Below are 21905 nucleotides of genomic sequence, written 5' to 3' on the forward strand. Positions count from 1 at the left end.
GTCTTCACTGTAAGCCAGAATTTTTCTTGACGCTACCGGTTACTTGTCATCTTTTGTCAGCAGACCCCGCAGAGTGAACCCAGTTCAAATGTCTGCTGAGGGCATGGGAAGTGTCCAGTGCTGCACGCTGAGGCTGAGGCGCTCGGTTGGAGCCGCTTGCACGACGACTGCAGCGCGGTAAACGGGAGCCAACGCTGCGGGCAAAGGCACAACTTGGCCCCGCCAGTGCTGCAAATCCCCGGGAACCGCTTGGGCTACATCAATGTCAGCCCCAGCCAACGCCACACTCACGGCTTCCAGCGGCACGCTTAGGCCCGCGCCACACGCTTTCAAGTAGGCTTCTTTGGCGGTCCAGAGGCGGTAAAACGTGTCCAGTGTGTGCTCGGGCCGCTCAGCAAACAAGGCCGTTTGTTCGAACTGAGAGAAGGCCGTTTGTGCTACGCCGCGCCAGTTCACCGCCCCCCGCATCCGCTCTATGTCCACACCCGCATCCCGGCCCTGCACCAGCGCCAACACAGCATATTCGCCAGAATGGGACAGGTTGAAGCGCCAGTCTGTAGGGTTTTGGGAAGGGGCCAAGTGAGGTTTGGTGCGGCCTGCTGGAAACTCGAACTGCACTTCGGCGGGCGGAAGGTGCAACACTTCCCCTAAAATGGTGCGGCGAAAAACAACTGAAGCAACATAAAATCCGCGTGCGGCGACACTAGCAAAGGCTTCGGCGCGGGCCAATTCCACAGCATTCAGACAAGCGTGGGTTTGCCATGCCCCTGCCTCGGCGGCAGGCAAGTGCATCAGCCACAGCGTCCCCGTTGGCCCGTCTGAATTGCGAGTGGTTCCGCTCATGAATGGGAATCAGTATGCGGCCAGAAGGCTAGATTTAGGTTATGGCCGTCTGGAATTTGAAAAGCGAGCTTACGAAACTGTTAGGGCCAGAATCTCCGAACGGTATTCTCTACAGCCACGATTTTACCGTCTGGCTGCAACAAAATCTTCTGGATCCCGCCTGATTCGGCAGCGGTGACGACTTGCCCGGTGCCATCTGGCCCAAACGTCTTGTCGAATGACAGGTCTGGATTGAGGCGTACCAATACGCCGGATGGAAGAACGCCGCCAAGATCGGCACGTCCACCAACCAAGATTGTGCCGTCTGGCTGCAAGGTGAGGTCGGTTATGACATTGGCGTGCGGCGATTGTGGGCCGAGAAAGAAATTTGGCGTGCTGGGGCCGTATAAGCCACTTCTGCGGATGCGTTGCACCAGCACACCGACATAAGTGGTGGCGCGCCCATTGGCCCCGAAAATCATGTCTCCATTGGGTTCTACGGCCAGCGTGAGGGGGCCACCCGTCGCGTCTGAGGATACTTGCGTCATACCGATGGGACGCAGGCCTTTAAGCAAGGTGGTGTCCAACGTGCCATTGGCGGTGTAGCGAACGATCGCGCCTGCAATACGCGGCAGCGTGGGTTGCTCATAGGTTCCCAACACCACCAGAGTCCCGTCTGGCCCCAAAAAGACCCGTTGGGCGCGGTCTGTGCTGAATACGGCGGGGTCATTGGGTTGCGGGTCTTTCAGCGGTTCCAGCGACGTGAAAACTACGCCACTCTGCCCAAATGTCGTGTCCAACTGGCCCTGTGCTGTGTAACGGGCAACAGCAAAATCACTGAGCTGATTCCCGCCTGTACCGACCACCACCAGCTTGCCATCAGGTTGCAACAGCGCGTCGTTGGCCCCGTAAGATTGACGGCTGTCATTCGGATTGTCGGTCTGGCCCGGCGCAAAATCCGTGACAATCCGGCCCCCCTGCCCATAACCCGTATCTAGCGTGCCATCAGCAAAACGCCGCGCCACTTCAAATTTGCCAGAAGTCGTATTGGTAATGACCAACCGCTTGCTGTCCGGCTGGCGTACGAACAGGCCGCCCACCAACACATTCAGGTCTGGTTCCAACACTGCTTTGATGAAATTCGGTGCAACGCTATGGGCCGTCCAACTGGTGTCAACGCTGCCCGCTTCGGGCGCGGTGGTGGCACATTCCAAGCGGGGATCGGCCCAATCGGCGTGGTCAAAGCTGATGCCATTACCCGCATCAGTGACGATGAGGCGCAACTCTTGGCGGCCCACCACCCCTACATTCACCCGCTTGGTGGCACTGTCTCCGGTCAGCACGCCGCTGTCGTACAGCTTTACACCGTCGCCGTACACCTGAAGCACCACGCTGCCCCGGCTGCCCACTTCATCGTCTATGCCGATGTCGGCGGTGAAATTGTTGCACTGTGCGCCGCCCGTTCCCGCCAAGCTGAAGCGCAATTCGCTGCCCGCGTGGACGCCGTAGCCTTGGGCATACATTTTGCCGTTGAGGGTCAGCGGCGTTCCGTCTCCGGCTTTCTGTTCGCCGTTGCTGGCGTTGCGCTCGACTGGCCCCCAACTGTTGCGGGCAAAGCTAGCGGTCTCATATTGCAGCGTATTGGTTCCCGGCGTCAGCGACTGCGGGGCCAGCGTTCCAGTGTGCTGCCAAGGGTAGCTCTGGCCATTGGCGTAAGGGTCGACCTCTACCGGAGTCTGCAGCTGTCCACAGCCCAACAGGAGCAGAGAAAGCGTTAGCGCGGGAAGCAAACGGGCAGACATACACGACATACAGCCTCCGAAATAGGGAACGGATGTACGGGAACCAAGATGTTAGTGTCTTCCTAATAAACTGGGGAGATAAGCAAACTTAATGAACATTAGATTCATGAAACAAAAGCCCCACTCAGAAAAGACAGCTGAGCTTAAGGCAGCCCTAGAGCTGGTTGCCAAGTGGAAGCGAACCCATATCTGATGTGCCCACCGTGTTTAGACTCGTTTCGCGCTTTCTTCAGAAACCCTCCACACAGTAAGCCAAGCCGCCAAAGCCACTTTTGAGGACGGCTCAGAGTGTGAAATGCAACTTCAATGTCTAGGAAGAGGCCATGACGCCTAACCAGAGCGGAATGCCGAGCGGCAAGCGTTTGCCCGCACACGGGAGCGCCGCTTCTTTTGAAGACCCGCTAGAGCCGCAAGCTTCTACGACTGGCGCGAGTATGACCCTGCTGGAGCGCGGCGTAGTGGCGGTTGCCGGGGCCAGTCTCGCCGCCCTGGGCTTGCGCGGGCACCCCTTCGCACGCATCGCGCTGATGGGCGCGGGCATCGGCCTAAGCATCGTGGCCGCGCAGGGTAAGAACCCGCTGGCGACGGCCCTCAAAATCCAGCAAGACCCTGACACGGGTGAAACGTTGGTCAGCGACGCCGTCACCATCGCCAAGCCCGCCGACGCGCTGTATGCCATCTGGCGCAAATTGGACAACCTGCCGCAATTAATGACGCACCTACAAGAAGTACGCGTGTTGGACGACAAACGGTCTCACTGGACGGTGAAGGCTCCGGTGGGCACAGTGGGTTGGGACGCCGAGATTACGGCAGATGAACCCGGTCAGCGAATTGCGTGGCAGTCGTTACCAGGCGCAAGTATAGACAACAGCGGGGAAGTCATCTTCCGCACGGCTCCGGGCAAACGCGGCACCGAAGTCATCGTGCGCCTGCGCTACAAGCCTCCGGGCGGCACAGCGGGCGCGGTGGTGGCCCGGATTGCGGGGCAAGAGCCTTCGCAGCAGCTTCGTGACGACTTGATGCGGTTTAAGCGCGAGCAGGAACTGGGATTTGCGCCCACCACCGAGGGTCAAACCAGCGGGCGGGCGGCCAGTGAAGCCAAAAAGTTGGCCGGAAAAGGAGAGCAGATGCAGGGCAATAAGCAGCGTAGCAAGCAGGCCGACGGGGGAACCCAGTGAAGGCACTGATTTGGCAAGGCACCAACAAAGTCGGCATTGAGACCGTGCCCGACCCGACGCTGCTGCTGCCCAGCGACGCCATCGTCAAAATCACATCTACCGCTATTTGCGGCTCTGATCTGCACTTGCTGGACGGCTACATCCCCAGCATGGAAAAGGGCGACATCATGGGCCACGAGTTTATGGGCGAAGTGGTGGAAGTGGGCAAAGACGTGAAACGCCTGAAGGTGGGCGACCGCGTGATCGTGCCGTTTAATATCGCCTGCGGCCTGTGCGATCACTGTACACGGGGCAATTACAGCGCCTGCGACAACACCAATCCCAATCACCGCATGGCCGAAGCCCTGTACGGCGCAGTCAGTGGCGGCGGCCTGTTCGGGTACTCGCACATTTATGGGGGCTACGCGGGTGGGCAGGCTCAATATGTGCGCGTGCCCTTTGCCGATGTCGGCGGGTTTAAAATCGAATCGAACCTCCGCGACGATCAAGTTCTCTTTCTGACCGATATTTTCCCCACCGGCTATCAGGCCGCCGAAAACTGCAACATCGTGAAGGGCCGCGACGTGGTGGCCGTATTCGGGGCCGGGCCAGTCGGCCAATTTGCCGCCCGCAGCGCCCAGATGCTGGGGGCCGCCAAAGTCATCATCGTAGACCGAGTGCCGGAGCGCCTGAAAATGGCTGAAGCGGCGGGCATCGAAACCATCAACTACGAGCAGACCGACGTGCTGATCGCTCTGCGTGAAGCCACTGGCGGGCGCGGCCCCGACCACGTCATTGACGCGGTCGGCTTAGAAGCACACGGACACGGCCCCGGCGCGTTGATGGACACGGCCAAACAAAAAATGCGCCTGAACTTTGACCGCATTACGGCGCTGCGGTGGGCCATTCTGAGTTGTGCCAAAGGCGGCACCGTGAGTATGCCGGGCGTGTACGGAGGACTCGTAGACAAAATGCCGATGGGCGCGGCGTTTGCCAAAGGCTTGGTGTTCCGCATGGGCCAAACGCATACGCACCGATATGTCAGGCCGCTGCTGGCGCACATCGAAAAGGGCGATATAGACCCAAGCTTCGTCATTACCCACCGCGCTACGCTAGACGAAGCGCCGGAATTGTACAAAACCTTCCGCGAGAAGCACGACGGCTGTATCAAAGTGGTGCTTGATCCCTGGGGACAGGCGGTCGGCAAAGCCTAAGCAGGAAGGCATAAAAGCAAGAGGCGAGCCAAGTTGGCTCGCCTCTGTTATTTGTACTGGGTGGGATGATTGCCCGGTGATGCGGAAGTAAAATGACTTCTATGCACGGGTTGGGGATGCCTCTGCACTGCTCCCTAACCCCGCTGTTCCATAGGTGGATAGGGAAACACCAGATGACCTGAAATCTTTTTAATGTCCCGCCAAAACCCCGCTTTATTTCACCGCCACAAACTCAAAGACGTGGCCTTCCGGGTCGCGCACTGCCAGCCCTTCTTTGTCCTGAATATGGGGCAAACCCGCCGCTTTCACCAACTCGGCCACTGCGTCTACATCGGCGTAAAAGCGGGCGTGAACGTGATCGCCGCCCAGCATGTCGGCCAAGCCCACTTGCGGATCCCACGCATACAGCCAGCGGCGGGGCGTGCCGTTGCCGTCTTCCTCAGCCCGTGGCCCCAGCGTGAACTGTGCAAAGTTGCGGTCGTCCTGCTCTTTGGCAAAGGCGAACCCGTAAGCTCGGGGCAGCCGCTCCAGCATGGCCGGATAGTCGCCAAAGCCTAAAGCGACTTCCCGTAATCCAAACACAGGAAGGGCATGGGCGGGGCGCTCTATGGGCGACGGCAAAAAATAGGGTCGCCGCTCGTCGATCAGGTCTACGCCGCGCAACTCTAGGCCATGCCCGAACGGATCGTAGAAATACAGTGTCCAATCGGGGCGGTCTTCAGTGCCCAGATTAATTTCTGTCCACTCCAATCCGTGTGCGCCCAGCAGGGCTTTGCAGCCTTCTAGGTCATCCGGCAGGATTTGGAAAGCGTAATGCAAATGCGACGCGCCCCGTGCCCGCAAGGGGGCCAGCCGGGACGAATTGGCCTGCCGCGTGACGGGTTTCCAGAGGGTCAGCGTTTGGTGCGCGTTGACCTCGAATTCGGCCACGCCCTGTTCTTCATCGTGGTGCAGGAGCCGCAGCCCCAGCACTTGCTCATAAAAGCGCATGCCACGCGGCAAATGGTTAACCTCTAACGTGACGCCTGCCAAATCCAGAATCGGGGAAATCATAACCAGAGGTTAGGAGAAACAAAACGGGCTGACCTCAACCATGAAGTCAACCCGAATAAAATGAGGAGTGGTTTAGAGCATTGGTCAAAAGTGTTGTTCGCTTTTGACCGAACGGAGTGGGTGAATTGGGGGGAGTATTTGGGAGAATGGAAGCGTCAGTCGTCTCTTCTCTGGCGCTGTACTTCGGACAAATGCTTTAGGGGCTACTGCTCAGGGAACCACCCGCTGGCCTTCCGGGCCGTACTCGGCCAACACGCGCTCCGCCACTTGCACGGCCACGCCTTCGCGGGCGAGGGCCACCACTGCACCGCCAAAGCCTGCGCCGGTCATACGTGCGCCGAATACGTCTGGGTCGGCTTGCAGCAGGGCCACCAGCGTATCTACTCTGGGTAAAGACACGGCGTAATCATCGCGCAGACTGGCGTGCGAGGCGTTCATCAGTTGCCCGAAGGCCACAGCGTCGGTGGTGGGCAGCAGGGCCGCCTGCACGCGGGCGTTTTCGCTGACCACATGCCGCGCCCGCATCCGGAGCAGTTCAGGCAAGGTCTCCAAGCTCTGCAGGTCGGTCACGTCGCGCAGTTGGGCCACGCCCAGCAGGCGGCTGGCTTCTTCCACCTGTGCGCGGCGTTCGTTGTAGCCGCTTTCCGCGAGGCGGCGGGGCACGCCCGAATCAATGACCAACACTTCCGCGCCCGCCGGAAAAGCCACGGCGCGGTACTCCAGCGAGCGGGTATCGATCAGCAGCATGGTGCGCGTATTGGCAATGCTGCTCGCCATCTGATCCATCACGCCGCACATCACACCCACGAATTCGTGCTCGACTTTGACGCCGCGCAGGGCCAACTCTACGTCGTTCAGGTCGAGGCCGAACAGTTCGCGCAGGGCGCGCAAGGTTGCCACTTCCAGCGCCGCGCTGCTGCTGAGGCCGCCGCTGGGCACGTCGCTGTGAATGTGAACGTTCATTCCCTCGGCCACGCCGCTCAGGTTCAGGCAACCCGTGATGTAGGGGGCAAAATCGGAGCCAACTTCTCCCACAGGCACGGTCAGGGTCTGATCCAGATTGGCGCTGTAAATAACGTGCTGGGCGCTGCCATTACGGGCCAGCGAGACGGTGGCCTGCTGAGGAATAGCGGTGGGCAGCACGAATCCGCCCTGATAATCGGTATGTTCGCCCAGCAGATTGACGCGGCCCGGTGCCGAACCCGTGACCTCTGGGGCGCTGCCGAACAGGTCGGCAAACGTGTTGGCCGAGAGAGAACCGGAAGCAGAGGCGGCGCTCATAGCGTCACGCCGCGCAACTCTTCGGCTGCCGCTTCGGGGAACTTGTCGTTGGCAAACTCGCCCGCACCTTGCTCGGTTCCGGCCAAGAATTTCATGCGGCCCGGCGCACGCAAATATGGATAAATTTCGATGTGCAGCGGGAAATCAGGATGCAGCGCGTCGACTGGAGCCTGGTGGACGGTCATCAGGTACGGCATTCTCACGCCAAACAGGGCGTCTAGGCGCAGCAAGGTGTCTTTGAGGGTCACGGCGAAGGCGCGGCGCTCGGCGGGGTCGAGTTCGGACAGCAGCGAGGCGGCGCGGGTAGGCATGACCCACGCTTCGTAGGTGTAGCGGGCAAAGGGCGGCACAATGCTGATGGCCTTCCCGCCGTCGTGGACCACGCGCACGGTGGCCTCTCGCTCCGCGGCTACGAAATCGGTGAGCCACGCCTGACCCGACTGGGCGCGGTGAGCCTCGGCCCCCGCTACCATGCGCTCCTGCACAGGCGGAATGTGGTCGTAGGCGTAGATCTGGCCGTGCGGGTGGTGCAGGGTCACGCCGACTTCCACACCCCGGTTTTCGAAGGCCAGCACGCTGCGAATCTTGCCTGTGGCGGCCAGGCGGGTGGTGCGGTCGGCCCATACGTCAATCAAGAGGGTCATCTGGTCGTCGGTCAGGTCAGACAGGCGGCCATCGGCGTTCTGACTGAACACCACCACTTCGCATTTGCCCACGCCAGCGCGTTCCAGCGGGTTAGGCGGCGTGGGTGCATCTAGCGTGAGGCTGGGAAAACGGTTGTCGAATACGGCCAAATCGTAGTTACCACTGGGCAACTCGGTGGGATGACCGCCCACACGGGAAGGGGCCAGCGGGTTGTAATCCGGCGGCGGCAAAAAGGTACGGTTCAGGCGGTGCGCGGCGTACATGACCCATTCCGAACGCAGCGGGTGCCAGCGCAGCACTGGGCGGGCGTCGACGGGATCGCCGATGTTGGGCAAGTCGCCCTCGATCTGAAGGGGTTGCAGGCCGTACAGCGTCAGGGCGCGGCCATCCGGCTTGACAAAATCGGCCTGAAAGGTGGCGGGCGGCTGATCCGACACGGGAGGGCTGGACAAAGAGTCAGTCATAAACGCTGCCCAAGATAGGCGTGTGCGGGAAGATCCGTTACAGATTGGTCAGTCAAGTTAAAGGTTCCCCGTGAAAAATGAGTGACCGCGCCCCCGAAACTGTGGGTCAGGGTGGCAGGGCGGTCGGGCGTGCTGATCTGAAGACACCGTTGCAGGAGGGCCAAACCCTCATCGTCCAGCATTCCAATTGGGTCGCTGCTGGCCCGCAGACCGCCGATGATATCCAGCATTCCGGCGATGGCCCCTCGCTCGTGGTGGTTCAGCAGGCTCAGTTCTCGGCGCACGATGGCGACGTCGGGGTCGGGCTGATACCAAGAATGCTGATACCAGCGGCTGAGGGCCGTGTGCAGCGCGTTGCGGGCGCTGGGGCCGGTGGCGTCGCCCAGCCAGACCCGGCGCGATTCTTCATCCCAGTAGGGGGCCACGTCGGGACCAGTTCGCATGGCGTCTACAAGGCCGATACTGCCCGCCAGCGGTGCGCCGCACGCGAGGATAAAGGCGTCGGGTGCGCCGTCGCGCAGGGCCTGCATGGCATTGCGGTAGGCCTGCGCCCGCCCGATGCTGGGGTCGTGCCGCACGCCGGGCAACGCCGCACCGTATAAAAAGTCGAGTTTGAGATAGGTGTACCCCCAGCCGCGCACCGTGGCCGACAATTCGCGCAGCCACACCAAGACTTCGGGATGGGTGGTATCCAACGTGTAGTACGCGCCGCCCCAATTGTTGCCTACAGGCAAGGGTTGGCCGTCTTCGCCTTTCAGCATCCAACCGGGATGGTCGCGGAACAGCTTGGAAGTGGGCGAGGCGAGGAAGGGGGCCAGCCAGATGCCGGGCGTGAATCCGAGGGCTTGAAGTTGGGCCGGAAGCTCGGAGGCGTGACCACCGAAATGCCCGGACGGCTCGAACCAGTCGCCCAAATCGGCCTGAAAGCCGTCATCAAGTTGGAACACGTCGAAGGGCAGGCGGTGTTGGCGGGCCAGCCGCGCATTCTCCAGCATGTTTTCCAGCGTCACGCCCCGGTAATAGCTGTACCAGCTGCACCACACCCGCAGCGGCGACGGCGTAAGGGCGTGCATGGTGTTGCCCAATTGCGCCGACAGGGTTTCCAGTGTGCCGATCACATCCGGAGTCTCTTGCCACATCACCTCTACGGCGGGGCCTTCGCCTGTGCAGGTGACGCGCACCTGTGGGCTGTCGGCACGGGCCTCCCAGTGGGTAAACGTGTGAGTGGCGTCCAACGCGGAGCCTACCCAACCGCTGCCATTGGGCCGCACCAGCGCCAACACAGTATGACTGCGCCACACGCCCGCCTCCCCACTGGGCAAAAAGGCCGGGTCGTGACCCTGCTCGTGCCGCCATTTCATCAGAGGCACAGCCTGAAGGTCGGTCAGCGGGCGCAGTTCGGCTTCACTCCAGGACTGGAAGCCGCTGACCAACACGCGAATTTCTTCGGGTCGCACGTCCAGCACCCACTCGCCAACGTGGCGTTTCTCCTGTTCAAACATCACTGCTCTCCCTGACCCGATTCCAGTAAACCAATCATCTCGAAGCTGACGGGCGCGAGTGTTTTGCCCTGCCACTCCACCGCTGTGGGCAGCCAGTTTTGCACCAGCGTGTGGCCTGCGCGTCGGCTGATGCGCACGCCGTCTGGGAGGCGGGTGGTAGGCACGTTGACGCCCGCCAGCACGTCTTCCAGCACGGTACGGATCAGGTCGGGGCTGTGTGCGCCAATCACGGTCAACTGACCTTGCCCAGCAGCGCGGCGAATCACGGCGGCTTGGCCGTCCAGTGGGCCGCCTACGTAGCGGTAGAGCGCTTCAGCCGCCGCTCCGTCGTCTCCCCCATCAGCAGCACTGAGGCGGTAGCTTTCGGCCCAATACTGCGCCTCAAAAGTTTGATCTGCCGTGCCCCGAATCTCTTGAGACAGGCCGGGGCGCATGGAATCGTATTGGCCCAGTTTGGCCCCGATCAACTCGGTCAGCGGCCCAAATTGCCCCTCGGCCCACGTTTCGCCGCCGGGAGTGCGGAAAGCGGTACGCGGCCCACACAGCAGATGCACGCCGCCCCGCACCGCCGCAGTCCAGCGGGCGGCCCGGTCTGCACCAACCAGCGTGATAGCCGGAGCCACCACCAGCGCGTACCCGGTCAAGTCAGAATTGGCGCTGATGACGTCTACATCAACGCCCAGCGAACGCAGCGCCGAATAGTAGGCCAAGACCTGCGCCCAGTAATTCAGGCTGGCGCTGTGTTTTTGCTGGTCGTACAGCCACAAACTGTCGTAATCGTGCAGCAGGGCCACCCGCGCAGGCACCGGCCCCAGCGGAAACCGCTCTAGGCCTGCATCGACCAGTGCGCCCACTTCGGCGTGGCCCCGGTCAGGCGTTTCATCGTGCCGAAGCAAGCCGGAATGCATGACTTCCTGCGCCATCGTCGCGGCCCGCCAGCGGAAATAGCTGACCACATCGGCCCCGTGTGCCCACGCTTGGGCCGTCCACAACTGCACCGCGCCGTCGGCTGGGAGGGGGTTATGAGGTGCCCAGTTGACTTGGCCGCACTGCTGCTCCATCACCCAGAAACCGGGATCGTGGGGGGTAGACCGTGGATCGTGGGGCGAAGACTGAAACACAGCTTTGCCCACCTCCCACGCTCCACGTTCCACACTCCCCCGCAACATTCCCCGGTACAAATCATGGTTGAAACCGATCAAATCCGGGTGCCCCGTGCGGGCATACGTGACTTTGTGGCCCTCGAATCCCGGCGGCGCGAAGAATTCCAACATTCCCGTGGGATAGTTGTCCCACGTCACGAAATCCAGCCCCTTTGCCACCGCATAATGGTCAAAGCCCTTCTCAAAAATCATGAAATTGTGCGTGATGAAGCGGCCCGGCGAACGCTGACGCAAAATGGCGACTTGCTCGGCCTGAAATTCGGCCACCATGTCGGAGGCGAAGCGGTAAAAATCGACGACGTGGCTGGGATTGAGTTCCGTGACCGTGAGATTGGGAGGCCGAATCTGCGCCCAGTCGGTGTAGTCCATGCTCCAGAACACGTTGCCCCAGGCCAGATTCAGGGCGTCCAACGTGCTGTATTTGCGCTCTAGCCAGCCCGGAAAAGCGGCGGCACTGGCTCCGCCATAGCTGCGGCCCGTGTCGTGGCAAGCAAATTCGTTGTCGGTTTGCCAGCCCACCACTGCTGAGTGCTGGCCGTAGCGGTCGGCCATTGCCTGCGTAATCCGCTGAGAATGCTGGCGGTACACGGGCGAGGCAAAGTCGTAATGGCGGCGCGAGCCGAATTCACGCACGCGGCCCTGCTCATCAAAGGGCAAAATTTCCGGATGGGCACGGATCAGCCATGCAGGGGGCGTGGCGGTCGGCGTACACAGCACCACGCCCAAGCCTTCTGCGGCGTAAGCGGCAACGGCCTCGTCCAGCCACGTCCAGTCGTACACGCCCGGCGCAGGTTCCATACGGCTCCACGCAAATTCCGCGATCCGCACAAAGCGGAGGCCCAGTTCGCGCTGCTGACGTGCATACGGCTCCCAGCGGTCACGCGGCACATGCTCCGGGTAGTCGCAAGTGGCCAAAAGTAGGTGGGGGGCGGCGGTGGACTGGGGTTGGGTCATGGGTGATTCCTTGAGATTTGGGAGCGGGTTATGGGTGGTGGATCGTGGGAAAAGATGTGGTATTTGGTGGGGATTGATGGCTCATGGCCTAGAGCCTGTGCGCCCTAGGCCACCGCACATCAACAGCTGCTCACCCCTTCACCGCTCCGTTGGCCAGTCCGCCTTGCCAGTAGCGGCCCAACGTTAGGAACGCCAGCACCAGCGGCAAAATCGAGATCAGGCTACCCAATACGATGACGGTGTAAATCGGCTCCTGCCCGCTGCTCGAACTGGTTTGGTTCCACACGCTCAGGCCGAGTGTCAGGGGAAACAGATCTTCGCGGCTGACGGCTACGAGCGGCAAGAAGAAGTTGTTCCACGCGGCCACGAACGCAAACAGGCCGACCGTGACCAAGCCGCCGCGCACCAGCGGAAGGCCGAGGCGCTGAAAAATCGTCCACTCGCCTGCACCGTCTATTCGGGCGGCTTCCATCAGGTCTTTAGGGAAACCTGCATCCCAAAACAGGCGCATCAGGTACAGGCCGAACGGGTTGACCAAACCGGGCAAAATCACGGCCCAGTAAGTGTTCAGCAGGCCCATCTTCTGCATCATCAGGAACAGGGGCAGCACCAGCGCGGTACTGGGCACCATGATGGTGGCCAAAATGAGGCCAAACAGGGCGTCTTTGCCCTTAAATTCGTAGGCGGAAAAAGCGTATCCAGCCATCGCGCTGACCACCACACTGCCCAGCGCGGTGGTTCCGGCGTACACGATGCTGTTGACGGCCCAGCGGGTGAAAATACCGTCTTGGCGGGTAAACAGCGTGTTCAGGTTCTCGGAGAGGTAAGACTTGTTGCCGAACCACAGGCCGAAGGTAGAAAACAGTTGCCCGTTGTCTTTGAAAATGGTCACGATGACCCACCACAGCGGCAAGAGCGCGTAAATGGCGAACAGCGTCAGGGCCAGGATTTGCAGAGGCGTAAATTTTTCTTTGCGTACCATTACAGTTCGCCTCCCCGCCGGGTGAATCTGAGGAAGACAGCGCTCATCAAGAAGGTAAAAATAGCCAGCAAGATGGCGAGCGTGGCGGCGTAGCTGAAGTTTCCGTCGCGGCTGGCCACCAAGTACAGGTACGTATTGGGCGTGATGTTGTCGGGCACGTAGCCGAGGGGACGCAGCACGAACGGTTCGGCAAAGACCTGCATGGTGCCGATGATGGAAAAGATCAGCACCAGCAGCAAACTGGGCTTCAGCAGGGGTAATTTGATATCGCGGGTCAGTTGCCAGGGACTCGCGCCGTCAATACGGGCCGCCTCGTACAAATCGGTGGGAATGTTTTGCAGGGCGGCATACAGCGTGATCATGTTGTAGCCCGTCCAGGTCCATGTCACGATGTTGGCGATGCTCCACAGCACGATATCGCTGCCCAAAAAGTCCACTCGCCCACCGCCCAATGCTGTGACGATTTGGTTAAAGGGCGACAGGTTTTTGGAATACAAATACCCCCACAGCAAGCCCGCGATGACGCTGGGAATAGTGTAGGGCAGATAAAAGGCGGTACGGAACACGCCTTGCAAGCGGTTTTTGGCCGCGTCCAGCACGAGGGCGAGGGCGGTAGCCACCAGCATCATGATCGGAATTTGCACCACGCCAAATTTCAGAATATTCAGCAGACTGCTCAAAAATTCGGTGTCCTGAAAGGCGCGGACATAGTTGGCCATGCCGCCGAAGACTTCTTTGGCCGCGCCGAAGCCTGCCCGTTTTTTGATGAACAGGCTGAGGTATCCGGCGTACATGACCGGGGCGATGTAAAACAGGGTAAAGAGGACGAGAAACGGCGACAGGAACAGCCAAGGTGTGCCGCGACTGGGCTTCACCGCTGGCGTCCGGGGAAGGTAGGGGCGGCTGACAACCATGTGGACCTAGATACTCGCGAACTGGGCGTCATTCCTCGCTCCTTGAGACTCTGAACGGAGGCAGCGGAACCGGACCCGTGTTGCTGTCCGGCCCCGCTGCCTCGTTGTGTTGGCTCGATTTAGATTGTGACCCGCGTTAGCGTGCGGTGTAGCCCTGCTTCTTGGCTTCGGCCAGCGTTTCGCGCTGCCAAGCGTCCAGCGCTTGATTGGGGGTCAGTTTGCCCTTCAGCATCAAATCCATCTGCTTGTTGAAGTTGTCGTTGGCAAAGGGGAACCAAGGTGCCCACTGGAAGTTTACGTTGACGCCCCGGCTGGCGGTGGCGTACACGCTGCTGATGTCCTGCCCGCCGAAGAACTTGCTGGGGTTCTTGGTCTTGTCTTTCAGAATGGCAAAGTCAAGGCCTGCGTCGCTGGCGGGGAACAGGCCGCCGTTCGTCCAGTTCTGGCTGATGGCGGTTTCCGAGAGGTTGAGCCACAAGCTGAACAGCAGGGCCGCTTGCTTGTTCTTGCTTTGGGCCGTGACGACGCTAGAGCTGCCGCCCCAGTTGCCGCTCTTGACGGTGTTGCTGGCCGTCCACTGCGGAATGTTGGCTGCACGCCACAGGCCCGCGCCCTTGTCTTTCATGCTGCCTGCGTAGCCACCGGGTCCCCACGCTGCTTCAAAGTTGGAAGCGACTTGTCCGGCTCCGGCTGCGTTCCAGTAGTCGGCGGTAAAGGCCTGAATGGTGCCCACGTGGCCCTTTTTGATCATGCCGTACCAGTAGTTCAGCACTTTCTTGGCGCTAGGGTTGTTGAGGGTCTGCACCCAGCTATCGCCGTCGCGCTTAAAGAACTGCCCGCCGTCGGCCCACGCCAGCGCCATGAACCAAGGGGCGAAGGTGGCGTAGAAGTTGCCCATCTTGACCTTGCCGCCGCTCTTGGTGTACATGGTGGCGGCAGCTTTTTCGTACTCGGCCCACGTCTTGGGCGCAGCAATGCCGTACTTCTTCAACACGTCGTCGCGGTACACCATCGCAAAGGGGCCGGTGTCCTGCGGAATGGCGAATACGGCTTTCCCGTCAGGGCTGACCTGTCCCCACGTCCACGGCACGAAGTACTTCTTGTAGTTGTTGGCCCCGAGGGTGCTCAGGTCGGCCAATCCGCCCGTATCGACGAACGAGGGCACGAAGCCGTATTCCACTTGGGCCACGTCGGGCGCGCCCGTTCCGGCCTTCAGGGTGGTCAGCAGCTTGGTGTAGGTCTGGGGGCCGCCGCCAAGGTTGGTCACCTTCACATCGATGTTGGGGTAAGCCTTCTCGAAGGCCGCCACCGTTTTATCGAGGCCGGGAACCCAAGACCAAACTTCCAGCGTGACCTTGCCAGCGGGCGCTTTGGGGAAAGCGGGATCGGCGGCAAGGGCGCTTCCAGCAAACAGCAGAGCGGATAGGGAGAGCAGGGCGGTCTTCAATTGCGGTTTCTTCATACGGCCTCCAAAGGCACGGGTGGGGATTGCGGTGATGGGTTACGGCGTAAGGGCGTCTAAGGCTCGAGGGTCTAAGGGACTAAGTACAGATAATTGCGTTCAGAGTCTTGGAACGGGCAGAGGAAATCCAGCGTCTCAATCGCCCCATTTCCTTAGACCTTAGACTTTTAGACCACTTGAACGTCAGAAATCAGGGCCAACAAATCGGCTGGCGGCCCAGTGGCGTGGCGGGCGGTAATAAGGGTAGTCACGCGGCTGGCTGGGGCAATATGCGCCCGGCTGACCACGCCGAGTTTGCTGGGATCGGCCACCACGATGACCTGACGCGACTGGGCCACCATCGCCCGCTTCACTTCGGCCTCTTCGTGGTTGGCGTTGGTGATGCCCTGCACGGCGTCTACCCCGTTGCACCCCAAAAACAGCCGGTCGGCGTGAATGTGGCGCAGCACTTCTAGGGCGTAAGGACTGACAAGGCTGTGCTGAAGGGGCCGCAGCGTGCCGCCTGTGACGATGACGCGCAGGTTGGGCAGGCGCTCCAGTTCCAGCGCGATGTTGAGGCCCGGCGTAACGACAGTGACGTTGCGGAGCGTGGGTGAGAGGGCGCGGGCAACTTCGGTAGTGCTGCTACCGACATCCAAAAACACGGTTTCGTCGTCTTGCACCAGAGCGGCGGCAGCCCGCCCGATTCGGCGTTTGGCGTCGGCGTGGCGGTGGCGGGTTTCTTCAAGCGGAGCTTCACCGCGCACATCCAGCGGCAATCTGGCCCCGCCGCGTGTACGGCGCAGTTGTCCAGCCCCGGCCAGCACTTGCAGATCGCTGCGTACCGTGACCTCGGAGACCCCCAGCAGTTTTGAAAGTTCCGAAACCGGCAACTCTCCATGCTGATGCACCAACGACAGAATTTCGCCACGACGCGCCTGAATCACGCCTCACCTCCTCCGGTACGGGAACCGGTTGCTGAATTTCGATACTTTCAGAGCTTACGACAAGATGAAGAACCCGTCAACAGGTGGGGCTTTCGATTTCAGAGGATGACAAGATGGAAAGAAGGCCAGCAATGTTATTAATTAGCAAGTATTTTTATTTTCGCTGCTCACTTTCTGGCACTTTGAAGCTTTTGTTAGCAGTTTGCCTCTGCCTTCAACCCAAGCCAAAAGCGGCAGAGGAGGTTTCATTGTGCTTTCGGCACAGCACTTCTAATGACGCACATCGAAAACGGCAGATGCACCCGCTTACTCCGGCCCGGCACAATACAGGCGTGTCTTTTTCTGACCCTGATTCTTTGCAACTTTGGGCGAGCGTAGGTGTGCCCACGCCGCGCCAAGTCCGCCTGACGCCTGCGGCCCGCACGCGGTTGGCGCATCTGGTGGAACTGAATGACGTGTCCTCGCCCTCGGATGCGGGACGGTGGGCAGGGCAATTGGCCCGCGAACCGCACATTTTGGCCGATCTCAGCCGCGTGCGTCCGTGGCTACTACCGAGAGCATCCGGCACGCGGCGGGAAACCTTGACGGATGTGCTGACCGAAATCATGGGCCGGGAGTGGACTGGATTCCTGGTGCTGCTCGGCGAATACGGGCCGTGGGTGTACGCGCCCAGCGTGGCCGACCTACAAGAGTTGTCGCGGCACTATGCAGCGTTGGCCTTGGCAGGCGGTAGCGCATCCGAGCAGACGGTGCTGGACGCGGCCCAGCAGCTTCAACAAATCGATCCGGCACACGTTTCATTACTGGCGCGGTTGGAAGCGACCGATTACCGTCAGCCTCAGCCCCGCACCCCAGAGCCTTCGTCGGAGCAATTGACGCGACTGGAAACCGCCTTCTGGAACGCGGCCCAAGCGCAAGCACAGCGGCGGGCGCAGGAATGGAATCGGCAGAAACGTTAGCGCATCTGACCAGCCCGCGTATGGTGCAAAAATCGCGAGAGCAACGCCACTGCCGCGAAGGTCAGCCCCGCCGTAAGACCAAACCACAGCCCGCGTGGGCCGACGCCCAACCCAAACGCCAGCAGCGAGCCGAAGCCGAGGCCCACGACCCAGTAGGCGGCCAGCGAAATCAGCAGCGGAATGCGCGTGTCTTGCAGGCCGCGCAGGGCGGCGTTGGCGGTGACTTGCAGGCCGTCGAACATCTGGAAGAGAGTGGCGATCAGCAAAAACGCACTGGCGGAAGCGATCAGCGGGGCGTTGGCTGGATCGCGCACATTGACGAACAGGCCGATAAACAGGTGCGGGGCGAAGATGTAGACGAGGCTGAACGAAGCCATCAGCGCGATGGCGAGGCCTGCGCCTACCAATCCGGCGCGGCGGGCAGCGGCCAGTTGCCCTGCACCGTGTGCCCGCGCCACGCGAATTCCAGTGGCCGTTGCCAAGCCCAGTGGCAGCATAAACACGGCGGTAATGACCTGAAGTGCCACGTTGTGCGCAGCCAACGCATCGGGGCCAAAGCGGGCCATCAGCAGGGCCGTGACCGAAAACAGCCCGCCCTCTGCGCCCAATGTGAGGCCGATGGGCCAGCCCAAGCGGGCCAATGCGCCCACCTCTGACCGGACTGCACCAGCGGGAAGCACGGGCCGGGGCAAGCGCCGCAATGCCAGCGGCAGTAGAGTCAACGCCAGCACCCAAGACGTGATAGAGCTGCCCAACGCCGCTCCGCGCAGCTGGAGGGCAGGCAGCGGCCCCCAGCCAAAAGCCAAAGCCGGGCTGAGTACCGCGACGAGCGCCACGCCCGCCACTGCGACCAGCGTGACGATGCGGGCGTGCCCTGTGCCTTCCAATCCGCCGCGCAGGGCCGCGAAAGCAAGCGTAGCAGGCATGCCCAGCGCGTACAGGCGCAAATAATCTCCGGCCAAATCGCCGCGCAAGTTTGCTGGGGCCACCTGCTCTAGGCCCCACGCGGCCAGGAAGGCAACGGGCAAAAACGCGGCTGAGAGCAGGCCCGCCAGCCACAGCCCACCCCGGAACGCTTTGGCGATGCCCACTGGATCGCCCGCCCCCGCCGCCGCCGCCACACGCGGGGCCACCGACAGCATGACGCCCAGCAATACGATGAATCCGAGGTAATAGCCAGCATTGGCGTAAGCCGCCGCCGCAAGCTGGCCCGCACCCAAGCGCCCAACAACAGCAGTGCCGACGAGCGCGAGGGCGTTGGTGGCAAACTGCGACCCGATGACGGGGGCGGCCAGCGTAAGTAGTGCCCGGATTTCTGCGCCCAGCGGCCTGGTGCGCCCCGGTGGACTGGGGGTATTGGAGACAGAAGTGGGGCGGTTGGAAGTCATGGGGGGAGTGTAGGGGGTTGGGGCGAAGAGGTTGGCGTGTGAACCCCCCCATTGCTTCGCGACGCCCCCCTTACAGGTGGGGACAACACATCTTTTGCGCTCCCCTTAGGGGGGCTGGCTGCGAAGCAGACTGGGGGGTTCATCTTCCATCGACACCGCACCCTTAACCTAACTAACGTTAGGCAGCATCCATCTGCTAGAATAAAGGCCATCAGAGTTGCCGCCCTCTCCCCCTGCCCGGAGGTTTGCCCATGACCCAGATTCACACTGCCCCAGCCAGCGTTCCCGCTCCTGCTGCCCTGCTCACCGAGACGCCCGAACAACTGGCAGCCTTTGAGGCCCGCATTGCCGCTGGCGACAAGATCGAACCCGGCGACTGGATGCCCGCCGAGTACCGCCGCCAACTGATTCGCATGATTTCCCAGCACGCGCACAGTGAAGTGGTCGGCATGTTGCCGGAAGGCGAATGGATTTCTTATGCCCCCAGCCTGAAGCGCAAGCTGATTTTGATGGCGAAGGTGCAGGACGAGGCGGGGCACGGGCAGTACCTTTACCACGCTGCCGAAACCTTGGGCGCAACCCGCGAGGATATGGTAGACGCGCTGCTGAGCGGCAAGGCCAAATACAGCAGCATCTTCAATTACCCCACGCACAGTTGGGCCGATGTGGGCATGATCGGCTGGCTGGTCGACGGCGCGGCGATTAAGAACCAGACGATGCTGGCCGGGTGCAGCTATGGGCCGTACAGCCGGGCCATGGTTCGCATCTGCTCCGAGGAAACCTTTCACCACAAGCAGGGCAAAGAAATGATCGTGTTGTACGCGCAGGGCACGCCGCAGCAACGCGAAATGGCGCAGGACGCCCTGAACCGGTGGTGGTGGCCCTCGCTGATGATGCTTGGCCCACACGACGCCGACAGCCCCAACAGTGGCGTGCTGAGCCGCTGGGGCGTGAAGCTGAAAAGCAACGACGAGGTGCGGCAGGAATACATGAACGAGCATGTGCCCGAACTGCTGGAAGCGGGCCTGACCATTCCCGACGCCGACATGCACCAGGACGAGCAAGGCAACTGGAAGCACGGCGCGATTGACTGGACGGAGTTCTGGGCTGTGGTGAAGGGTGAGCGCGGCCTGAACAAAGAGCGGCTGGGCGCACGTCAACAGGCGCACGAGGGCGGCGCTTGGGTGCGCGACGCGCTGGACGCCTACGCCGCGCGGGAGAGCGGAGCCAAGCGAGCGTGAGCCGATGAGTGAACTCCCGCGCTGGGAAGTGTTTAAGCAGGACGGCCCCGGCAAAGTGCATCAGGCGGTGGGCAGCGTCCATGCGGGCGACGGCCAGCACGCCTTGTTTACTGCCCGCAGCGTGTTTGCGCGGCGTCCGGCGGCAGTCAGTTTGTGGGTGGCCCGCGCCGATCAGATTTACGCGCTGACCAAACAGGAACTTGACGCAGGAAAAGGCTTGCCACAGGGCGGCAGCGGCAGCTTTCACATCTTCGGGAAGAAGACCAACCGGCGCTCTATGGTGCTGGGTGACCACTTGGGAACACTGGACGCGGGCAGCCCGCAAGACGCGCTAGACGCCGCCCGCCTTCAATTTGGAGATGAACTGCTGGTGTGGTGGATCGTTCCCGATTCGGCGCTGGTGCGGAGTGTGGATAGTGCGGAAACTGTAGAAAGCTGGTTTGCGCCTGCCAAAGACAAAACCTATAAGCAGCAAAGCAGCTACGGCGTGGTGGGTCAACACGCCAGCGCCCACAAGAAAGCGGCGAGAGGCGGCGACCATGACTGAAACAGCCCTGACTCGACCCATATTGACTGAAGCGGTCAAACTTGCCTTGATTGCCCGGTTTACTGCGCTGGCTGACGACGAGATGATTTTGTCTCACCGGGTGGCTGAGTGGACGGGGCACGCACCGCTGTTGGAAGAAGATATTGCGCTGGCAAACATTGCACAGGATGAACTGGGCCACGCGACGCTGTGGCTGGGGCTGCGGGCCGCGCTGGACGGCAGCAACGCCGATGCTTTGGCTTATCACCGCGACGCCGCCGAATTTCGCAATGTGCCGCTGACCGAGCTGCCAAAAGGCGACTGGGCGGTGACGATGGTGCGCCAGTACCTGTTTGATGCGTGGGAAGTGCTGTGGCTGGACGCCGCACGCCAGAGCAGCTATGTGCCGCTGGCCGAAGCCGCCACCCAAGCCCTGCGCGAAGAGAAATTCCACCTGCAACATACGGCGCTGTGGGTGGAACGCCTCGCGCTGGGCACGCCGGAAAGCACGCGCCGCACGCAGGACGCCCTGACCCAGCTTTGGCCTTACGCGCTGGGCCTAGGTGAACCGCTGCCCACCGAAGCTGATGCGGTGGCCGCTGGCCTGCTGCCCGATGTGGCCGACGTGCAGACCCGCTGGCAAAGGCTGGTGCGCGGGCATTTGGAAGGCGTGGGCCTCAGTTTTCCTACCCTTTCCCCCCTCCCCTACAACCGCCAGCAGCACACCGAACACCTCGTCCCGCTGCTGGCCGATTTTCAGCGTGTGGCGCGGGAATTTCCCGAATCTCGGGTTTGGTGATGACGGCCCTCAGCGTTCAAAATTACTGGGACGCTCTGCGTGGCGTGGCCGACCCCGAAATTCCGGTAGTCAACATTGTGGAAATGGGGATGGTGCGCAGCATAGATATCGTTGAACACAGCGACGTCGGTGAGCACGGCGTCCGCGTGCGCTTTACGCCCACCTTTAGCGGCTGCCCCGCCCTACATGTCATCCGGCAGGGGATCACCGAGGCTTTGGCCGCTGCCGGGGCCGACGCTGTAACCGTGGAAAACGTGTTCAGCCCGCCGTGGACAACCGATGACATCACGCCCGAAGCCCGCGCCAAGCTGGAAACCTACGGCATCGCGCCGCCCGCGCCCAACGGTGAATCCACCCTCTTTATGACGTTGGAGCCGGAAGCTGTGCGCTGTCCCCGCTGCGGCTCGTTCGATACGCGCATGACCGCCTCATTCGGCTCGGCCCTGTGCAAACGGATGTATGTGTGTCAGGCGTGCCGGGAGCCGTTTGAGGGGATGAAGAGCGTTTAGGTGGCGTGCAACCCCCGTTACTGGCGCAACGCCCCCCTTTGAGGGGCTGGCTGCGGAGCAGACTGGGGGGGACACGTGACCCAGTTCTTCACGGGTCTGGGCGGGAAGCACGCGACTTCAGTCGTGTGAGGGCTAGCCCAGC

General features: G+C 61.5%; 19 protein-coding genes. 7 read left to right on the plus strand and 12 right to left on the minus strand.

Features of this window, described 5'->3' with window-relative positions; genetic code table 11:
- Nucleotides 1–84 precede the first annotated feature (84 nt).
- Entirely contained in the window at nt 85–843 is a 759-nt protein-coding gene (locus tag E7T06_RS08205; RefSeq protein WP_136365348.1) for a 4'-phosphopantetheinyl transferase superfamily protein, read from the minus strand.
- Nucleotides 844–923: 80 nt separating this feature from the next.
- The gene (locus E7T06_RS08210; RefSeq protein WP_240740919.1) at nt 924–2624 is read right to left on the minus strand and encodes an NPCBM/NEW2 domain-containing protein; all 1701 of its coding nucleotides are present in this window, start codon (nt 2622–2624) and stop codon (nt 924–926) included.
- 323 nt (nt 2625–2947) lie between these two features.
- Here E7T06_RS08210 and E7T06_RS08215 point away from each other — a divergent pair, with 323 nt between their 5' ends.
- Complete coding sequence (locus tag E7T06_RS08215; RefSeq protein WP_136365350.1) at nt 2948–3802, plus strand: SRPBCC family protein; 855 nt, start codon at nt 2948–2950, stop codon at nt 3800–3802.
- Nucleotides 3799–4995, plus strand: a complete 1197-nt coding sequence (locus tag E7T06_RS08220) for a zinc-dependent alcohol dehydrogenase (protein ID WP_136365351.1) — start codon at nt 3799–3801, stop codon at nt 4993–4995. Before E7T06_RS08215 ends, E7T06_RS08220 begins: the two co-directional genes overlap by 4 nt.
- Nucleotides 4996–5208: 213 nt before the next feature.
- Here E7T06_RS08220 and E7T06_RS08225 read toward each other — a convergent pair whose 3' ends face one another.
- The 9 genes from E7T06_RS08225 to E7T06_RS08265 form a co-directional block, all read right to left on the minus strand.
- On the minus strand, nt 5209–6048 hold the full coding sequence (locus E7T06_RS08225) for a VOC family protein (RefSeq protein ID WP_136365352.1): 840 nt from the start codon (nt 6046–6048) through the stop codon (nt 5209–5211).
- 210 nt (nt 6049–6258) lie between these two features.
- Complete coding sequence (gene galK / locus E7T06_RS08230; RefSeq protein ID WP_136365353.1) at nt 6259–7329, minus strand: galactokinase; 1071 nt, start codon at nt 7327–7329, stop codon at nt 6259–6261.
- The gene (gene galT / locus E7T06_RS08235) at nt 7326–8438 is read right to left on the minus strand and encodes a galactose-1-phosphate uridylyltransferase (RefSeq protein WP_136365354.1); all 1113 of its coding nucleotides are present in this window, start codon (nt 8436–8438) and stop codon (nt 7326–7328) included. Before galT ends, galK begins: the two co-directional genes overlap by 4 nt.
- A complete protein-coding gene (locus E7T06_RS08240; protein WP_136365355.1) occupies nt 8435–9940 on the minus strand; it encodes a glycoside hydrolase family 36 protein in 1506 nt (501 codons plus the stop codon). The genes galT and E7T06_RS08240 overlap by 4 nt, the downstream gene beginning before the upstream one ends.
- Nucleotides 9940–12057: a beta-galactosidase gene (locus E7T06_RS08245; protein ID WP_136365356.1), complete on the minus strand. Its 2118-nt coding sequence runs from the start codon at nt 12055–12057 to the stop codon at nt 9940–9942. The genes E7T06_RS08240 and E7T06_RS08245 overlap by 1 nt, the downstream gene beginning before the upstream one ends.
- A 130-nt stretch (nt 12058–12187) precedes the next feature.
- Entirely contained in the window at nt 12188–13039 is an 852-nt protein-coding gene (locus tag E7T06_RS08250) for a carbohydrate ABC transporter permease (protein ID WP_136365357.1), read from the minus strand.
- Nucleotides 13039–13953, minus strand: coding sequence for a sugar ABC transporter permease (locus E7T06_RS08255; RefSeq protein ID WP_136365358.1), 915 nt, complete (start codon nt 13951–13953; stop codon nt 13039–13041). The genes E7T06_RS08250 and E7T06_RS08255 overlap by 1 nt, the downstream gene beginning before the upstream one ends.
- 136 nt (nt 13954–14089) lie before the next feature.
- Complete coding sequence (locus E7T06_RS08260) at nt 14090–15415, minus strand: extracellular solute-binding protein (protein WP_240740920.1); 1326 nt, start codon at nt 15413–15415, stop codon at nt 14090–14092.
- Between the two features lie 167 nt (nt 15416–15582).
- The gene (locus tag E7T06_RS08265; protein ID WP_240740921.1) at nt 15583–16341 is read right to left on the minus strand and encodes a DeoR/GlpR family DNA-binding transcription regulator; all 759 of its coding nucleotides are present in this window, start codon (nt 16339–16341) and stop codon (nt 15583–15585) included.
- Between the two features lie 332 nt (nt 16342–16673).
- On the opposite strand from E7T06_RS08265, the gene E7T06_RS08270 reads away from it, so the two are divergent.
- Nucleotides 16674–17300, plus strand: a complete 627-nt coding sequence (locus E7T06_RS08270; protein ID WP_136365359.1) for a hypothetical protein — start codon at nt 16674–16676, stop codon at nt 17298–17300.
- Here the strand turns inward: E7T06_RS08270 and E7T06_RS08275 are convergent.
- Nucleotides 17297–18688, minus strand: a complete 1392-nt coding sequence (locus E7T06_RS08275) for an MATE family efflux transporter (protein ID WP_240740922.1) — start codon at nt 18686–18688, stop codon at nt 17297–17299. The two genes, E7T06_RS08270 and E7T06_RS08275, sit on opposite strands and share 4 nt — an antisense overlap.
- 251 nt (nt 18689–18939) lie before the next feature.
- On the opposite strand from E7T06_RS08275, the gene paaA reads away from it, so the two are divergent.
- From paaA to paaD, 4 genes are read left to right on the plus strand one after another with little or no spacing between them, the layout of a single operon-like run.
- Nucleotides 18940–19929, plus strand: coding sequence for a 1,2-phenylacetyl-CoA epoxidase subunit PaaA (gene paaA / locus E7T06_RS08280; protein WP_136365360.1), 990 nt, complete (start codon nt 18940–18942; stop codon nt 19927–19929).
- A gap of 4 nt (nt 19930–19933) precedes the next feature.
- On the plus strand, nt 19934–20476 hold the full coding sequence (locus tag E7T06_RS08285) for a phenylacetic acid degradation protein (RefSeq protein ID WP_136365361.1): 543 nt from the start codon (nt 19934–19936) through the stop codon (nt 20474–20476).
- Complete coding sequence (gene paaC / locus E7T06_RS08290; RefSeq protein WP_136365362.1) at nt 20469–21254, plus strand: 1,2-phenylacetyl-CoA epoxidase subunit PaaC; 786 nt, start codon at nt 20469–20471, stop codon at nt 21252–21254. Before E7T06_RS08285 ends, paaC begins: the two co-directional genes overlap by 8 nt.
- Nucleotides 21254–21763, plus strand: coding sequence for a 1,2-phenylacetyl-CoA epoxidase subunit PaaD (paaD, locus tag E7T06_RS08295; protein ID WP_136365363.1), 510 nt, complete (start codon nt 21254–21256; stop codon nt 21761–21763). The genes paaC and paaD overlap by 1 nt, the downstream gene beginning before the upstream one ends.
- The last annotated feature ends 142 nt before the right edge of the window (nt 21764–21905 follow it).

It is taken from the genome of Deinococcus sp. Arct2-2, from assembly GCF_004801315.1.
In the GTDB taxonomy this organism is placed as follows: Bacteria; Deinococcota; Deinococci; order Deinococcales; family Deinococcaceae; genus Deinococcus.

What these genes read in the sequence shown, in the direction of transcription:
- E7T06_RS08250 (WP_136365357.1), bottom strand. Translation starts at nt 13,039, where the DNA reads ATGGTACGCAAAGAAAAATTTACGCCTCTGCAAATCCTGGCCCTGACG.
- E7T06_RS08225 (WP_136365352.1), bottom strand. Translation starts at nt 6,048, where the DNA reads ATGATTTCCCCGATTCTGGATTTGGCAGGCGTCACGTTAGAGGTTAAC.
- paaD (WP_136365363.1), top strand. Translation starts at nt 21,254, where the DNA reads ATGACGGCCCTCAGCGTTCAAAATTACTGGGACGCTCTGCGTGGCGTG.
- E7T06_RS08260 (WP_240740920.1), bottom strand. Translation starts at nt 15,415, where the DNA reads ATGAAGAAACCGCAATTGAAGACCGCCCTGCTCTCCCTATCCGCTCTG.
- E7T06_RS08210 (WP_240740919.1), bottom strand. Translation starts at nt 2,624, where the DNA reads ATGTCTGCCCGTTTGCTTCCCGCGCTAACGCTTTCTCTGCTCCTGTTG.
- E7T06_RS08255 (WP_136365358.1), bottom strand. Translation starts at nt 13,953, where the DNA reads ATGGTTGTCAGCCGCCCCTACCTTCCCCGGACGCCAGCGGTGAAGCCC.
- E7T06_RS08205 (WP_136365348.1), bottom strand. Translation starts at nt 843, where the DNA reads ATGAGCGGAACCACTCGCAATTCAGACGGGCCAACGGGGACGCTGTGG.
- galK (WP_136365353.1), bottom strand. Translation starts at nt 7,329, where the DNA reads ATGAGCGCCGCCTCTGCTTCCGGTTCTCTCTCGGCCAACACGTTTGCC.
- E7T06_RS08285 (WP_136365361.1), top strand. Translation starts at nt 19,934, where the DNA reads ATGAGTGAACTCCCGCGCTGGGAAGTGTTTAAGCAGGACGGCCCCGGC.
- E7T06_RS08245 (WP_136365356.1), bottom strand. Translation starts at nt 12,057, where the DNA reads ATGACCCAACCCCAGTCCACCGCCGCCCCCCACCTACTTTTGGCCACT.
- paaA (WP_136365360.1), top strand. Translation starts at nt 18,940, where the DNA reads ATGACCCAGATTCACACTGCCCCAGCCAGCGTTCCCGCTCCTGCTGCC.
- E7T06_RS08215 (WP_136365350.1), top strand. Translation starts at nt 2,948, where the DNA reads ATGACGCCTAACCAGAGCGGAATGCCGAGCGGCAAGCGTTTGCCCGCA.
- galT (WP_136365354.1), bottom strand. Translation starts at nt 8,438, where the DNA reads ATGACTGACTCTTTGTCCAGCCCTCCCGTGTCGGATCAGCCGCCCGCC.
- paaC (WP_136365362.1), top strand. Translation starts at nt 20,469, where the DNA reads ATGACTGAAACAGCCCTGACTCGACCCATATTGACTGAAGCGGTCAAA.
- E7T06_RS08275 (WP_240740922.1), bottom strand. Translation starts at nt 18,688, where the DNA reads ATGACTTCCAACCGCCCCACTTCTGTCTCCAATACCCCCAGTCCACCG.
- E7T06_RS08240 (WP_136365355.1), bottom strand. Translation starts at nt 9,940, where the DNA reads ATGTTTGAACAGGAGAAACGCCACGTTGGCGAGTGGGTGCTGGACGTG.